Source organism: Mycobacterium sp. NPDC006124 (assembly GCF_040614235.1).
Classification (GTDB): Bacteria; Actinomycetota; Actinomycetes; order Mycobacteriales; family Mycobacteriaceae; genus Mycobacterium.
The window spans coordinates 74320-87949 of record NZ_JBEXUA010000008.1; the positions used below are offsets into that span (position 1 = coordinate 74320).

Annotated in this window: 15 protein-coding genes; 9 read left to right on the top strand and 6 right to left on the bottom strand. The window is 69.8% G+C overall.

What is annotated here, in order from left to right:
• Nucleotides 1-5: 5 nt before the first annotated feature.
• A complete protein-coding gene (locus tag ABZ195_RS17630; RefSeq protein ID WP_355219941.1) occupies nucleotides 6-800 on the top strand; it encodes a hypothetical protein in 795 nt (264 codons plus the stop codon).
• Here ABZ195_RS17630 and ABZ195_RS17635 read toward each other — a convergent pair.
• On the bottom strand, nucleotides 762-1913 hold the full coding sequence (locus tag ABZ195_RS17635) for a glycosyltransferase family 4 protein (protein ID WP_355219943.1): 1152 nt from the start codon (nucleotides 1911-1913) through the stop codon (nucleotides 762-764). The two genes, ABZ195_RS17630 and ABZ195_RS17635, sit on opposite strands and share 39 nt — an antisense overlap.
• Nucleotides 1914-1947: 34 nt before the next feature.
• On the opposite strand from ABZ195_RS17635, the gene ABZ195_RS17640 reads away from it, so the two are divergent.
• A complete protein-coding gene (locus ABZ195_RS17640; RefSeq protein WP_355219945.1) occupies nucleotides 1948-2703 on the top strand; it encodes a class I SAM-dependent methyltransferase in 756 nt (251 codons plus the stop codon).
• Nucleotides 2704-2758: 55 nt separating this feature from the next.
• Nucleotides 2759-4228: an aldehyde dehydrogenase gene (locus ABZ195_RS17645; protein ID WP_355219947.1), complete on the top strand. Its 1470-nt coding sequence runs from the start codon at nucleotides 2759-2761 to the stop codon at nucleotides 4226-4228.
• Between the two features lie 78 nt (nucleotides 4229-4306).
• Here the strand turns inward: ABZ195_RS17645 and ABZ195_RS17650 are convergent, their stop codons facing one another.
• On the bottom strand, nucleotides 4307-6142 hold the full coding sequence (locus tag ABZ195_RS17650; RefSeq protein WP_355219948.1) for an acyl-CoA dehydrogenase: 1836 nt from the start codon (nucleotides 6140-6142) through the stop codon (nucleotides 4307-4309).
• 198 nt (nucleotides 6143-6340) lie between these two features.
• Here ABZ195_RS17650 and ABZ195_RS17655 point away from each other — a divergent pair, with 198 nt between their 5' ends.
• On the top strand, nucleotides 6341-6487 hold the full coding sequence (locus ABZ195_RS17655) for a hypothetical protein (RefSeq protein WP_355219950.1): 147 nt from the start codon (nucleotides 6341-6343) through the stop codon (nucleotides 6485-6487).
• Nucleotides 6487-7113: a TetR/AcrR family transcriptional regulator gene (locus tag ABZ195_RS17660; RefSeq protein ID WP_355219952.1), complete on the top strand. Its 627-nt coding sequence runs from the start codon at nucleotides 6487-6489 to the stop codon at nucleotides 7111-7113. The genes ABZ195_RS17655 and ABZ195_RS17660 overlap by 1 nt, the downstream gene beginning before the upstream one ends.
• On the opposite strand, the gene ABZ195_RS17665 is transcribed toward ABZ195_RS17660, so the two are convergent.
• The 4 genes from ABZ195_RS17665 to ABZ195_RS17680 all read right to left on the bottom strand — a co-directional run bounded on the left by ABZ195_RS17665 (nucleotide 7110) and on the right by ABZ195_RS17680 (nucleotide 9891).
• Nucleotides 7110-7883, bottom strand: coding sequence for a tat pathway signal sequence (locus ABZ195_RS17665; RefSeq protein WP_355220330.1), 774 nt, complete (start codon nucleotides 7881-7883; stop codon nucleotides 7110-7112). The genes ABZ195_RS17660 and ABZ195_RS17665 overlap by 4 nt on opposite strands.
• A 142-nt stretch (nucleotides 7884-8025) precedes the next feature.
• Complete coding sequence (locus ABZ195_RS17670; protein WP_355219954.1) at nucleotides 8026-8943, bottom strand: M56 family metallopeptidase; 918 nt, start codon at nucleotides 8941-8943, stop codon at nucleotides 8026-8028.
• Nucleotides 8940-9317, bottom strand: coding sequence for a BlaI/MecI/CopY family transcriptional regulator (locus ABZ195_RS17675; RefSeq protein ID WP_355220332.1), 378 nt, complete (start codon nucleotides 9315-9317; stop codon nucleotides 8940-8942). Before ABZ195_RS17675 ends, ABZ195_RS17670 begins: the two co-directional genes overlap by 4 nt.
• A 49-nt stretch (nucleotides 9318-9366) precedes the next feature.
• Nucleotides 9367-9891 carry a dihydrofolate reductase family protein gene (locus ABZ195_RS17680; RefSeq protein ID WP_355219956.1) on the bottom strand — a complete coding sequence of 175 codons (525 nt, stop codon included), beginning with the start codon at nucleotides 9889-9891 and terminating at the stop codon, nucleotides 9367-9369.
• Nucleotides 9892-9954: 63 nt separating this feature from the next.
• Between ABZ195_RS17680 and ABZ195_RS17685 the strand changes: the two genes are divergently transcribed.
• From ABZ195_RS17685 to ABZ195_RS17700, 4 genes are all read left to right on the top strand, one after another.
• Nucleotides 9955-11121: an acyl-CoA dehydrogenase family protein gene (locus ABZ195_RS17685; RefSeq protein WP_355219958.1), complete on the top strand. Its 1167-nt coding sequence runs from the start codon at nucleotides 9955-9957 to the stop codon at nucleotides 11119-11121.
• Complete coding sequence (locus ABZ195_RS17690) at nucleotides 11118-12152, top strand: acyl-CoA dehydrogenase family protein (protein WP_355219960.1); 1035 nt, start codon at nucleotides 11118-11120, stop codon at nucleotides 12150-12152. Before ABZ195_RS17685 ends, ABZ195_RS17690 begins: the two co-directional genes overlap by 4 nt.
• 67 nt (nucleotides 12153-12219) lie before the next feature.
• Entirely contained in the window at nucleotides 12220-12717 is a 498-nt protein-coding gene (locus ABZ195_RS17695; protein WP_355219962.1) for a hypothetical protein, read from the top strand.
• A gap of 168 nt (nucleotides 12718-12885) precedes the next feature.
• The gene (locus ABZ195_RS17700; RefSeq protein ID WP_355220334.1) at nucleotides 12886-13626 is read left to right on the top strand and encodes a 1-acyl-sn-glycerol-3-phosphate acyltransferase; all 741 of its coding nucleotides are present in this window, start codon (nucleotides 12886-12888) and stop codon (nucleotides 13624-13626) included.
• Nucleotides 13627-13630 lie beyond the last annotated feature (4 nt).

A 13630-nucleotide genomic window follows, 5' to 3' on the forward strand; every position in this document is an offset into this window, starting at 1 on the left:
GCGCCATGCATTGGCTCAGCGAGTGGTGGCAGGCCGAGGTCGTCGACGGGTACAAGGGGCCGCTGCTGCTCAGCTTCACTGCGTTCGTGGTGACGTTCTTGACCACTCGGACCATCACGCGGCTGATCCGTGCGGGCAAGGGTCCGTTTCACGATGTGAGCAGCGGTGGCGTGCACATGCACCACTCGACGCCGGGGGTGGTGCTGTTGATCGTCGGCGGCTTCAGCGGAGTGGGATCGCCGCCGCTGTCGGTGTGGACCTATCTGGCGGCGCTGTTCGTCGGCGTGGGTGCCTCGCTGGTGCTCGACGAGTTCGCGATGATCTTCCGGCTGCAGGACGTCTATTGGACGCAGGAGGGTCAGCTGTCGGTCAACGTGGTCACGTTGGCCGCTGCGTGCGTGGGGCTGGCCACCGTCGGGGTGTCGCCGTTTCAGGTGCGCGACCTTCCGCCGGAGTTCGCCGCGCTGCGCTACGCCGCGGTGGGCGTGCTGCTGGTGAACTTCGCGCTGGTCGCGGTGGCCGCCTTGAAGGGTAAGTACCCCACCGCCCTGATCGGGCTGTTCGTCTCCCCCGTCGCCTGGGTGGCCGCCGTGCGGCTGGCGCGTCCGACCTCGCCGTGGGCGCGCTGGCGTTACGGCCCGAAGAAGCGCGAACGCGCCGCGCGTCGGGCGGCGGCGTTCGACGACCGGTGGGCGCCGATCCGGCGGCACTGGGACGACCTCATCGGTGGGACGCCGACGTTGGCCAATCCGCCGGCCCCCTCAGACCAGCCCGCCGACCAGCCTGCCGTCGACCACTGACTCCAGGACCACGCGCATCGCGTCGGCGCTCTGCGACCACGAGAACTCGCCGCTGCGCAGCTGCGCCTTGGTGCCCAGTTGCTCGCGCAGCACGCGGTCGGACAGCAGTCGGTCCAGGCACGAGACCAGCTCCGCGTGGTCGTCGACCAGCAGCCCGGTGACGCCGTCGACGATCGAGTCCGTCAGCCCGCCGGAGGAGCGGTAACCGATGGTGGGAACGGCGTGCTGGGCCGCCTCGGTCACCGCGAGCCCCCACCCCTCCTTGCGCGACGGCAGCACGTGCACCCAGCATCGTTGCAGCACTTCGTGTTTGGCGACGTCGTCGACGTGACCGTGGAAGGTGACCGCATCGGTGACTCCGAGCCGCGCGGCGTGCGCGACGAGCCGCTCGCCCCACCAGCCGCCGCCCACGACGTCGAGGTGCAGGTCCGGTGTCCGGGGTAGGAGTTCGGCGACGGCGTCGAGCACGTCCTCGATCTGCTTGTGCGGCACCAGCCGGGACAGCACCGCCACCCGCGGCGTCGCCGACCTCGGCAACCCCAGGGTCTCGGCCGGCGCCTCGTCGAGACCGTTGCGCACCACCGCCACGCGGTGGGCGTCGACGCCGAGGTCGGCCAGATCACGTGCCGAGGGCAGCGACACCGTGACGTACTGGTTGCCGCGGTGCACGCGCGGGGACAGCCGCGATTCGACGAACCAGCCGAACCGGCTCATCAGCGGTCCCGCCACCGGCCACTGCTCACGGTGACAGTGGTGCACCAGCACCACCGACCGCCGCCCGAACGCCAGGCGCGCGAGGAACGGGATGCCGTTCTGGCTGTCGACCACCACGTCTGGCCGGACGTGCCGCAACGGGCCAAGCCCGACGCGCGCCGCGACCATCGCCAATCCGGCCCGCACGTACACGCCGTAGCGGCCACCCCCACGACTGACGTGCACGCCGTCGAGCATTTCGCGTCGGGGGGAGCCGGGGTAGCGGGCGGTGCGCAGTGTCACGCGGACGCCGTCGGCAGCCAGGTGGCTGCCGATGCGCTGCAGATAGGTCTCGCTGCCGCCGCCCTGGGGGTGCCCGGTGTCGCGCCAGCACAGCAGCAGGACGGAACGGACGGGCACCTCAGAGAGGATAGTCGCCGCCTACGCTCGACCCGTGCCTGCCGCTACCCGCCTACTCGCCAGGCGCGCGACGCTGAGCCGCTCGATCCGCCTCCTGAGCGAATTCCGTTTCGAGCAGTCCGACCCGGCCCGGTTCTACGGCGCGCTCGCCGAGGACACCGTCGCGCTGGTCACCGCCCTGCTCGACGGGAAGCCGGCCGGACGCACGCTGCTCGACGTCGGCGGCGGGCCCGGCTACTTCGCCGACGCGTTCGAGGCAACGGGGGTGACCTACGTCGGCGTCGAACCCGACCCGCGCGAGATGCACGCCGGCCCGGCAGGTGACCGCGGCGCGGGCAGATTCGTCCGCGCCTCGGGCATGGCGCTGCCGTTCGCCGACGACGCCGTCGACGTCTGCCTGTCGTCCAACGTCGCAGAACACGTCCCAGACCCCTGGCGGATGGGCCGCGAGATGCTCAGGGTCACCAAGCCCGGCGGTCTGGTGGTGCTGTCGTACACGGTGTGGTGGGGCCCGTTCGGCGGCCACGAGATGGGGCTGACGCACTACCTCGGCGGTGCCCGGGCCGCCGAGCGCTATGCCCGCAAGCACGGCCATCGGCCGAAGAACGACTACGGCTCGTCGTTGTTCGCGGTCTCGGCGGCCGACGGCCTCCAATGGGCCGAGAGCACCGGGATGCTGGTCGCCGCATTTCCCCGCTACCACCCGCGATGGGCATGGTGGATGACGCGGACACCCCTGGTTCGGGAGTTTCTGGTCAGCAACCTGGTGCTGGTGTTGCAGCCGTCCTGAGCACCTGAACTGCAACAGGTTCTACTCGGGCCGTTTGATGGGTAATGTGACGGCCATGACACAGAGCACCGCCTTCAAGACCGTCTGGGACAAGCTGTTCATCGGCGGCAAGTGGGTCGAGCCGGCCACGTCCGAGGTCATCGAAGTGCACTCACCCGCAACCGGTGAGCTGGTCGGCAAGGTGCCTCTGGCCTCGGCGGCCGACGTCGACGCGGCCTGCGCCGCCGCCCGCAAGGCCTTCGACGAGGGCCCGTGGCCGCACACCTCGCCCACCGAGCGCGCCGCGGTCCTGCAGGCCGCGGTCAAGATCATGGAGGAGCGCGCCGACGAGCTGAAGTTCCTGCTCGCCGCCGAGACCGGCCAGCCGCCGACCATCGTCGACATGATGCAGTACGGCGCCGCGATGTCGTCGTTCAACTTCTACGCCGGTGCCGCGGACAAGTTCACCTGGCAGGACATCCGCGACGGCATCTACGGGCAGACCCTGGTACTCAAGGAGCCCATCGGAGTGGTCGGCGCCGTCACCGCGTGGAACGTGCCGTTCTTCCTGGCCGCGAACAAGCTGGGACCGGCGCTTCTGGCCGGCTGCACCATCGTGCTCAAGCCCGCCGCCGAGACGCCCCTGTCGGTGTTCGCCATGGCCGAGATGTTCGCCGAGGCCGGCCTTCCCGAGGGCGTGCTGTCGATCGTGCCCGGTGGCGCCGAGACCGGTCGCGCGCTGACCGCCAACCCCGAACTGGACAAGTTCACCTTCACCGGTAGCTCCGGCGTCGGAAAGGAGGTCGCCAAGATCGCGGCCGAGAACCTCAAGGCCTGCACGTTGGAGCTCGGTGGCAAGTCCGCGGCGATCATCCTCGAGGATGCCGACCTGGACTCCACGCTGCCGATGCTGGTGTTCTCCGGCCTGATGAACTGTGGCCAGGCGTGTGTGGGCCAGACCCGCATCCTGGCGCCGCGGTCGCGTTACGACGAGGTCGTCGAGAAGTTGTCGGCCGCCGTCGCCGCCATGCCCGTGGGCCTGCCGGACGACGCCGCCGCGATGATCGGCCCACTGATCTCCGAGAAGCAGCGCGAGCGCGTGGAGGGCTACATCCGCAAGGGCGTCGAGGAAGGCGCCCGCATCGTCACCGGCGGCGGTCGGCCCGAGGGACTCGACGGCGGATGGTTCGTGCAGCCGACGGTGTTCGCCGACGTGGACAACTCGATGACCATCGCCCAGGAGGAGATCTTCGGTCCGGTCCTCGCGGTCATCCCGTTCGACGACGAGGAGGACGCGATCCGCATCGCCAACGACTCGGCGTACGGACTGGCGGGCAGTGTCTACACCGCGGACTTCCCGAAGGCGCTGCAGATCGCGAAGCGGATCCGGACCGGCACGTACGCCGTGAACATGTACGCGTTCGATCCCGGTGCGCCGTTCGGCGGTTACAAGAACTCGGGCATCGGCCGCGAGAACGGCTGGGAGGGCATCGAGGCGTACACCGAATCCAAGAGCGTGCTGCTGCCGTTCGGCTACACGCCCTAGGAGTTTCCCGCTCCTCGAGTGTGCGGTGAGATCGTCGTCGGAGGCGAAATCGCAATCTCACCGCACACTCGACGAGTTTTAGAAGGCTCCCTCGTCGAGGTCCATGGTGGCCAGGTCGACCGTTTCGATGATCCGGCGCTCAGCGGACAGTCGCGGCAACACGTTGTTCGCGAAGAACTTCGCGGCGGTCACCTTGCCGAGATAGAACACCCGGTCGCGTTCGGAGGGCTGACCGTCGAGCGCCTCCAGAGCGATCTCCGCACCGCGCAACAGCAGCCATCCGATGAACAGATCGCCGACGGCCAGCAGGAACGACACCGAGCCCAGGCCCAGCCGGTAGAGGTCACGTGAGTTCTGTTGCGATGAAATGAGATAACCGGTCATCGTGGCGACCATCGACTGCACGTCGGCCAGCGCCGTCGCAAGGCGCGTGCGGCAGTCGGCGAGTTCCCCGCGGGCCGACTCGGCGTCCAAGAAGCCCTGGATCTCACCGGCGACGTGCGCGAGCGCGCCGCCCTGGTCGCGCGCGATCTTGCGAAAGAAGAAGTCCTGCGCCTGAATTGCGGTGGTGCCCTCGTAGAGCGAATCGATCTTCGCGTCGCGGATGTACTGCTCGATCGGGTAGTCCTGCAGGAAGCCCGAGCCGCCGAACGTCTGCAGCGACTCGGTCAGCGTCTGGTATGCACGTTCGGAGCCGACGCCCTTGACGATCGGCAGCAGCAGATCGTTGACCCGGCCCGCCATGCCGGCGTCCGCGCCGGAGACCACCGTCGCCGCCGCTTCGTCCTGATGGGCGGCGGTGTAGAGGTACAGCGCGCGCAAACCTTCGGCGTAGGCCTTCTGAACCAACAGGGCCCGGCGCACGTCGGGGTGATGCAGGATGCTGACCCGCGGTGCGGTCTTGTCGGTCATATGCCTCAGGTCGGCGCCCTGGATACGCGTCTTGGCGTAGTCCAGCGCATTCAGATAGCCGGTCGACAACGTGCTGATCGCCTTGGTGCCCACCATCATTCGCGCGTACTCGATGATCTTGAACATCTGCGCGATGCCGTTGTGCGTGTCGCCGACCAGGTAGCCGACCGCGGGTACGCCGTGCTGTCCGAACGTCAGCTCACACGTCGCCGACACCTTGAGGCCCATCTTGTGCTCGACCCCGGTGACGAACGCGCCGTTGCGCTCCCCGGGCGCTCCCGTCTCGGGGTCGGGCAGGAACTTCGGCACCATGAACAGCGACAGGCCCTTGGTGCCGGGACCGGCACCTTCGGGCCTGGCCAGCACCATGTGCACGATGTTCTCGAAGAGGTCGTCGGAGTCGCCGCTGGTGATGAAGCGCTTGACGCCGTCGAGATGCCAAGTGCCGTCGGGCTGTTCCACGGCCTTGGTGCGACCGGCCCCGACGTCGGATCCCGCGGCGGGCTCGGTGAGCACCATCGTGGCACCCCAGTTGCGCTCGACGGCCATGGCCGCCCAGTGCCGTTGCTGGGCGTTGCCTTCTTCGTGCAGGATGCCGGCCAGGACGGGCCCGGCCAGGTACATGAAGGCGGCAGGCTGGGCGCCGAGCGGAAACTCGTTGATCGCCCACGCCAGCATGGAGGGCGCGGGCACGCCTCCGACGTCCTCGGACAGGCCGATCCGGAACCACTCGCCCTGCTGCCAGGCCCGTAGCGACTCCTTGAACGCCGCCGGCAGGGTCACCGCGTGGGTGGCGGGGTCGAAGGTCGGCGGGTGGCGGTCGGAGTCGGCGAAGGATTCGGCCAACGGCCCCTCGGCCAGGCGCGCCGCCTCGCTGAGCATGTCGCGGATCGAGTCCGCGTCCAGGTCGCCGAACTCGCCGCTGGCGAGCACCTTCTCCAGTTGGAGGACCTCGAAGAGATTGAATTCGAGATCGCGCACATTGCTCTTGTAGTGACCCACGTTTGCGCCTTTCACGGTCGACGTGCGCTTCGAGCGTAGTCCGGCCGGGGCCGTCGCGGCCATCACCGTTCCCATGCCTGCCCCACGGGCTTCCTATGGTCTAAGGCATAGCGAGGACGCTCGCAAGTGATGCGGAATACATTTTCGCCCGGATGACGTTACGCCCACTATGCTTGGCATCATAATCGAGGAGGCGCCATGTGGGTGGTCGAGGTCAACGTCCTAGGGCGCCGTTTCAGCTGCACCCTCGAGGACCGGCGTCGCCCGCTGCCGGTCCTACCGGGTTCGGCCACGGTCGCGCACTGGCGCCACCGCCTGCAGCGGCAGTCGGGCGCCGCCGCCTGATGCCCACACCCGTCGACGTCAGCCCGCCAGCGCGCGGCACGACGCGGTACCGGATGCTGTTCGCCGCGGCCGAGGTGCTGCGGGAGAAGGGTGCCGCCGGGGTCACGATCGACGAGGTGCTGACCCGAAGTGGAGCACCCCGGGGGTCGGTGTACCACCACTTTCCCGGTGGCCGCAGTCAACTGCTGACCGAGGCCCTGCGGTTCGCCGGCGACGCCATCACCCGACTCGTCGACGACGCCGCCGATCAGGGGTGCACGCCGCTGATTCATCAGTTCGTCGCGTTCTGGGAGCGCACCCTGGCCGACAGCGACTTCGCCGCCGGCTGCCCGGTGGTCGCGGCCGCGATCGGTTCGGCCGACGCGGATCCGGCACTGACGCCCATCGCAGGCGACATCTTCGACCGCTGGCGCGCGGCGCTGACCCGCGCCTTCGTCGCCGACGGGTTCGACGAGTCCGACGCGAGACCGCTGGCCGTCACGTGCATCGCGGCGCTCGAGGGCGCCGTGGTGCTCTGCCGCGCGACCCGCACCGCCGAACCGCTGCGCGACGTGGCGCGTCAGGTCGAATTCCTGGTCCGATCAAGGGAATTCGTGCGTCGGTTCGGGCTGCCCTCGCAGCCCTAGGACGCCAGCAGTAGTCGACTCAGCTGAGTCGTCGTCTCGACCCCGTCGTCGTAACCACCCTCGCCCCCGAGCGCGTTCATGATCGCCAGCGTGTAGCGCTGCCGGGGGCCGGCGAAGCCGACCGAGTCGACCACCCATCCGCCCTGCTCCTGCGACCATCCGTTCTTGTTGCCGGGCGCCATCGCGGGTCCGGCACCCCATACCCCCCACTGCTGGTTGGCATCGACGCGCTGCATCTCGGCCACCACGGCGGCGGCGTCGCCCGGGGCGAGCCCGGTCAGCACGTAGTTCATCAGCCCGTCGAAGTCGTCGGCGGTGGCCTTCTGAAAACCCCAGTAGGGGAACACGTCGCCAAAACCGGGCTGCGGCACCACGTTCGGCATGCCGTACCGCGGAAAGTTCGCGTTGAACGCCTGCTGCGGTCCCCCGTACTTGGACCACAGCGCGTCCGCGGCGTCGTTGTCGGAGCGGCGCAGCATGGCGACCATCAGATTGCGATCGGAGTCGGTGAGCGAGACGACGCCGGCCCGTTGCCTGGTGAGCAGATCGGCGACCATCGCCAGCTTGATGGTCAACGCCGTCCAGATCGGCGTGGCGGCATTGGCGTTGCGGTACGTCACCCCGGTCACGCGGTCGCGCAGGACGAATCCGACCGTCCCAGGGCGACTTTGGAGGTACTGCTCGGCGGCCGCGATGCGCCGGCTCAGGTCGCAATCCGACGCCGCCCCGCTGCTGCATGGCGCACCGGTCGACGGCGGGGCACCGGCCATGGCGATCACGGCCAGCAGTGCGACGAGGAGGACGACCACCGGACGACGCGACATCGGTCGGCCGGCGATCGTCAACGCTCCCCCCTTCTCGAACCACAAAATCTACGCAGTAACTACGGAGGAGAGTAGCGGAGTCAGGGGATCAGTGGTGGCACAGCAGGTTGACGACGACGGGGGCCGCGACGGTCGCCGCGATCACCGCCGACGTCGCGACTCGGTGTCCCCACCGGTTCCAGCGCTGCGCGGGCTCCAGCAGTCGGCGGGCGCGGGCCGCTGTCACCGTGGCGGCGACGGCCAGCGCCCCCGCGGGCGGCGGCGGCGAGGCGAGCGCCAGCATCCCCGCCACCAGCGGTCGCGGACCGCACCGCCGGGCCGCGCGGTCGTCGGCGCACATCTCGAGCAGCTCGGCCACCGCGGCCGCACCACCGGTGAACACCGGCAGGCGCGCCAAACGGGTGGCCAAGGCCCGCAACACCATCAGCAGGTGGTGATGGTGACCGGCGAGGTGCGCCCGCTCATGGGCGAGCACGGCCTCCAATTGGGGTGCGTCGAGCGCCGCGACCGCCGCGGTGGTCAGGACGATCGCGTGGGGCCGACCGACCACGCAGTACGCCGCGGGCAGCTCACCGCGGAGCACGACCACACCCGCGGCGCCGGTGGTCGTCCCGACCATCCTGGCGGCGTCGGCGTGCTCGGCGCTGCGCGCGCGCAGCACCCGCACGGTCTGCCCGACGCCCAGCACCACGACGACGGAGGTCGCGACACCCACGGTCAGGAGCCCGACGGTGCCGACCGGCCCGAGCGTCGCCATCCGCTCCGGCACGCCGAGCAGTTCCAGACACAGCACGACCGCCGAGGACGTGGATCCGCCACGCAGGAGGGGCACCAGGACGACGACCATGGCGGCGACCCAGGCGGCCATCACCGCGGCCATCGCGGTCAACCACGCGGCGACGCCGAGGCGTGGATTGGTCCCGCGGCGAGTCAGCCGGCTCAGCGGCCACGGCGCCAACCAGCTGACCGCGACGCCGTAGAGCAGCAGGTAGACCGTGGCCGTCACGTGCGGCGCCCGGTCGAGCCGCCTTGCCGCAGCGCGGCCCGCAGCTGCGCCGATTCCTGCGCCGTCATCTGCTCCACGAAGAGGGCGAGCACCGCCTCGGTGTCACCACCGGCGCTGAAGGCCGCGCGCATGAGATTTGCCGAGCGCTCCTCACGCGTCATCGTCGGCCAGTAGCGGTAGGCCTTGCCTTCGCGCTCGCGCCGCACCCAGCCCTTGCGGTGCAGATGATCCATCGTGGAAAGCACCGTCGTGTAAGCGATTTGGCGGAGGCCGGCGAGCTCGTCGAATACCTCGCGCACGGTGACGCCGTCGGCGCCGGCCCAGACACGGTCCATCACCGTGGCCTCCAAGTCACCGAGACCTCGCTGCTGCATCGTCACCTCCCGCCGAACGCCACTGCGTATCTAGCCGCCGCAGGCCCGTTCAGACACTCCTCGTCCACCGCGCGCAGACGAAGTCGCCGTTGCGGCCCACCTCCACGAGCGTCCACTCGGTGGGTATCGGCAACACCCGCGCGCCGGCGCCGAGCGAACACGGCGCGTAGGACACGATCATCTCGTCGATCAGCCCGGCCGCGGCGAACTGTCCGGCGACGTCGCCGCCGCCGACCACCCACACGTCCCGGTCCGCGGCGGCTTCCACCAGAGCGGAATGCAATTCGGCGACGTCCCCGGCGAACGTCGCCACGGGATGCCCAGGCACGACGACGTCGGTCCGGTGGGTGAGGACCCAGCTGGGCTGGTCGTAGGGCCAGTCACCGGGCTGGTTGGCGACGATCCACTCGTAGGTGGTCGACCCCATCGCCAGTGCGCCGACGCCGTCGGCGAACGCGTCGTAGCCGAAGTCGCCGCGGGGGTCCACGTCGCGGGAGAGCAACCAGTCCAGGCCGTTCGCCTCGTCGGCGACGAAACCATCCAGGCTCGACGCGGTGTAGTACACGCATGCCATCTCGTCTCCTCGCTTCCCTGGTACATCTTTGCCCGAGCCACCCGCACTACACTCGAAACTCCTGTGAGCGAATTCGAAGAATTGCGTGCCGACGGCACCGACCTCGCCGGGCTGCGCACGGCGGTCCGAGCGTTCCTGACCGCCGATCGAGAGACCTTCGGGTGGATCCCGGCCGTGGACTCCTGGCTGTCGAGCTGGGACACCGACTTCAGCATCCGGTTGGCCGAGGCCGGCTTCATCGGGCTGACCATCCCCACCGAATACGGCGGCCGGGCACCGGCTGACGGGACCGGCTACCTCCATCGCTACGTGGTGACCGAGGAACTGCTGGCCCACGGCGCGCCGGTCGGGGCGCACTGGATCGCCGACCGGCAGGTGGCCCCCGGGCTGCTGGCCTACGGCACCGAGGAGCAACGGCGGCGCCTGCTCCCCCAGATCGCGGCCGGGCGGCTGTACTCGTCGATCGGCATGAGCGAGCACGGCGCCGGTTCGGATCTCGCGGCCGTCGCGTCCCGGGCGACGCGCGACGGCGACGGCTGGGTTCTCAACGGCACCAAGGTGTGGACCAGCGGCGCGCACCTCGCGCACCAGATCGTCGTGCTGGCCCGCACCAGTCCGCTGGACACCGACCACCGGCACGCCGGCTTCAGCCAGTTCATCGTCCCGACCGACCTGCCGGGGATCACGATGAGCCCCATCGTCCTGATGAACGGCGAGCACCACTTCAACGAGGTGCAGTTCGACGACGTGCGGCTCACCGACGGCGACGTACTCGGTGAGATCGGATCGGGGTGGCACCAGGTGACCTCGGAGCTGGGCTTCGAACGCAGTGGGCCAGAACGGTTCCTGTCCACCGTGACGCTGCTGACGGACGTCGTCGCGACGCTGGGACGCACCGACGTCGACGACCGGACCGCCGCCGCGGTCGGTGATCTGATGGGTCGGATGATCTCGCTGCGGCAGCTGTCGATCGCGGTGGCCCGCGCTCTGACCGCCGGTGAGGACGCCAACACGCGAGCGGCGATGGTCAAGGATCTAGGCACCCGCTTCGAGCAGGACTCGGTCGAACTCGCCGCCGACCTCGTCGACGGCATCGGCGGGGCCGACGGGACGCGGTTGCGCGCGCTGCTGGCCACCGCGCGGGTGCACTCGCCCATGTTCACCCTGCGCGGCGGGACCAACGAGGTGCTGCGCGGCATCGTGGCCCGAGGCACGAAGGTGGCGACGTGAACGACGAACTCAAGGCGCTCATCGCCGAGATCGGCCGGCAGTCCTACGACGCCCACGTCGGACGACACGGACTGCCCGAGGCCTTCGACGCGGACCTGTGGCGGGTGCTGGAGACCTCCGGGCTGACCAGGCTGACCAGTGAACAGGGCGCCGGCCCGACCGAGGCCGCCGTCGTCCTCGGCGAGCTCGCCCGCTGGGCGGCAGCCGTACCCGTCGCCGAAACCGACGTCCTCGCAACGTGGTTGGCAGGGCAGGCCGATCTCGAGGTGCCCGCCGAGGGCCCCCTGACGGTGGCGATCGCCGACGTCGCACGCCGCGACGGCCTTACGAGCACCGCCCCCTACGGCCGAATCAAGGGCTCCGCCCTTGGTGTGCCGTGGCCGGGCGTGGGACCCGTGGTGCTGGCCGCGCGCTCCGAGGAGTCCACCGCCGTGGCCGTGCTTCCGCCGAGCCCGGTCGAGGGCACGCCGAATCTGGGTGGCGAGCCGCGCGGCGAGGTGACGTTCGACCTCGCCGAGGACGACGTCGTCCGGCTCCCTCCGGAGGTGGGCGACGAATTGGTGCGACGCGGCGCCTGGGCACGCTGCGTGCAGATCGTCGGCGCGTTCGACGCCGCCGCGCGGCTCACCGTCGAGCACACCGGTGAACGCAAGCAGTTCGGTCGCAGCCTCGACACGTTCCAGGCCGTGGCGCACTCCCTGGCCGCGCTGCACGGCGAGATCGAGAGAAGCCGCGCCGCAACGACGTTGGCCACCTTTGCGGCCGCCGATCACGGCTTCGACAGCCCCGAGGCCGATTACGCGGTGACCGTGGCCAAGGTGGCGGTGGGACGCGCCGTGGTCCCGGTGACGACCATCGCCCATCAACTCCACGGCGCCATCGGCGTGACGATCGAGCACCAGCTGTGGCTGGCGACGATGCGCGCGCGAAGCTGGGCCGACGAGTTCGGCACCACGCGCTGGCACGCCACGCGACTGGGCCGCATGGCGCTGGCGGCCGAGAACCCATGGAACGTCGTCGTCGGCCCGTAGCTCGGCGGGTCAGGCCCGCGCGGGTAGGCATCGGACACTTTCGCGATCCACAACTAAGGTTGAGACCATGATGAAATTGACGCCCACGACACGCGCGGTCGTCGCGGCCGCCCTCGTGGCCTCCGCGGCGGCGACGGCACCGCTCGCCACGGCCTCCCCCAGATCGGTGAGTTCTCCCATGCCGATGTCGAGCCGTTGGCGGGCGTGCGACTTCTCGAAGCTGCCGTGGGTGGCCGCCCGGGGCGACGCCCGAGCCGTCGCCCACCTTCGCACCGACGGCTCCGGCATGTTGGTGGCGACGCTCGACGTGGCGACCGCCATGCCGAACACGCGCTACGACGTCCGGGTGATCCAGACCCCCCGACCGTCGCAGGCCTGCGGTGCGGGCGCGCCCGGCGTCGTCGCCGGCACGTTGCAGACCGACGGCGTCGGCGCTGGATCGACGACGTTCGCCGGCCCCGTCGCCAAGGGCGCCACCGGAGCCTGGGTGATCCTGGAACGGCCGGCGCCGTACGCGCAGACCCCGGAGGAGTTCTACACCACCGAGTACGTCACCTCCGTCTGAGGTGCGGGTCTGGGATTACCGCGTCGGCAGGACCCCCGGGTAACCTGGAACTAGAACACGTTCCACTTTCGAGCCCGGGGAGCATCCGTGAACGCGAACGACACCGATTCGGTCGACGTCGAACCGACCGCCGTCACGAAGTGGGATCCAGGCCTCACCGAACGGGTGATGGGTTTTCTGCGTCCCCTCATCAAGGGCTACCACCGCGCCGAGGTGCACGGCCTCGAGGACTTCCCGAAGGGCGGCGCGCTGGTGGTGGGCAACCACTCCGGTGGGCTGTTCGCAATGGACGTGCCCGTGTTCGCCACCGGGTTCTACGAGAAGTTCGGCTTCGACCGGCCCGTCTACACGTTGAGCCACGACATCATCTTCACCGGCCCCACGGGTGACTTCTTCCGCAAGACCGGCTTCATCCCCGCCAACCACGAGAATGCCGACGAGGCGTTGCGCGCCGGCGGGGTGGTCGTGGTCTTCCCCGGCGGCGACTACGACGTCTATCGGCCGACCCTGTCCGAGAACAAGATCGACTTCGGCGGCCGCACCGGCTACGTGCGCGCGGCCCTCAACGCCGGGGTGCCGATCGTGCCGTCGGTGTCGATCGGCGGTCAGGAGGCCCAGCTGTTCCTGACCCGCGGCGAGGGCATGGCCAAGGCGCTTCGGCTCGACAAGTTGCTGCGCGTGAAGATCCTGCCCGTCTCGTTCGGTTTTCCGTTCGGGCTCTCGGCCGTGCTGCCGCTCAACGTGCCGCTGCCGACGAAGATCGTCACGCAGGTGCTGGCGCCGGTCGACGTGGTCGCCGAGTTCGGTGAGGATCCCGACGTCGACGAGGTCGACGCCCACGTCCGCCGGTTGATGCAGCAGGCCCTCGACCAGCTGGCCAAGCAGCGACGACTCCCGGTGCTGGGCTGACCGA

Bases quoted from the DNA above. Each gene is read 5' to 3' on its own strand.
- ABZ195_RS17630 (WP_355219941.1), top strand. From the start codon at position 6: ATGCATTGGCTCAGCGAGTGGTGGCAGGCCGAGGTCGTCGACGGGTAC.
- ABZ195_RS17645 (WP_355219947.1), top strand. From the start codon at position 2,759: ATGACACAGAGCACCGCCTTCAAGACCGTCTGGGACAAGCTGTTCATC.
- ABZ195_RS17655 (WP_355219950.1), top strand. From the start codon at position 6,341: ATGTGGGTGGTCGAGGTCAACGTCCTAGGGCGCCGTTTCAGCTGCACC.
- ABZ195_RS17660 (WP_355219952.1), top strand. From the start codon at position 6,487: ATGCCCACACCCGTCGACGTCAGCCCGCCAGCGCGCGGCACGACGCGG.
- ABZ195_RS17665 (WP_355220330.1), bottom strand. From the start codon at position 7,883: ATGGCCGGTGCCCCGCCGTCGACCGGTGCGCCATGCAGCAGCGGGGCG.
- ABZ195_RS17675 (WP_355220332.1), bottom strand. From the start codon at position 9,317: ATGCAGCAGCGAGGTCTCGGTGACTTGGAGGCCACGGTGATGGACCGT.
- ABZ195_RS17680 (WP_355219956.1), bottom strand. From the start codon at position 9,891: ATGGCATGCGTGTACTACACCGCGTCGAGCCTGGATGGTTTCGTCGCC.
- ABZ195_RS17695 (WP_355219962.1), top strand. From the start codon at position 12,220: ATGATGAAATTGACGCCCACGACACGCGCGGTCGTCGCGGCCGCCCTC.
- ABZ195_RS17700 (WP_355220334.1), top strand. From the start codon at position 12,886: ATGGGTTTTCTGCGTCCCCTCATCAAGGGCTACCACCGCGCCGAGGTG.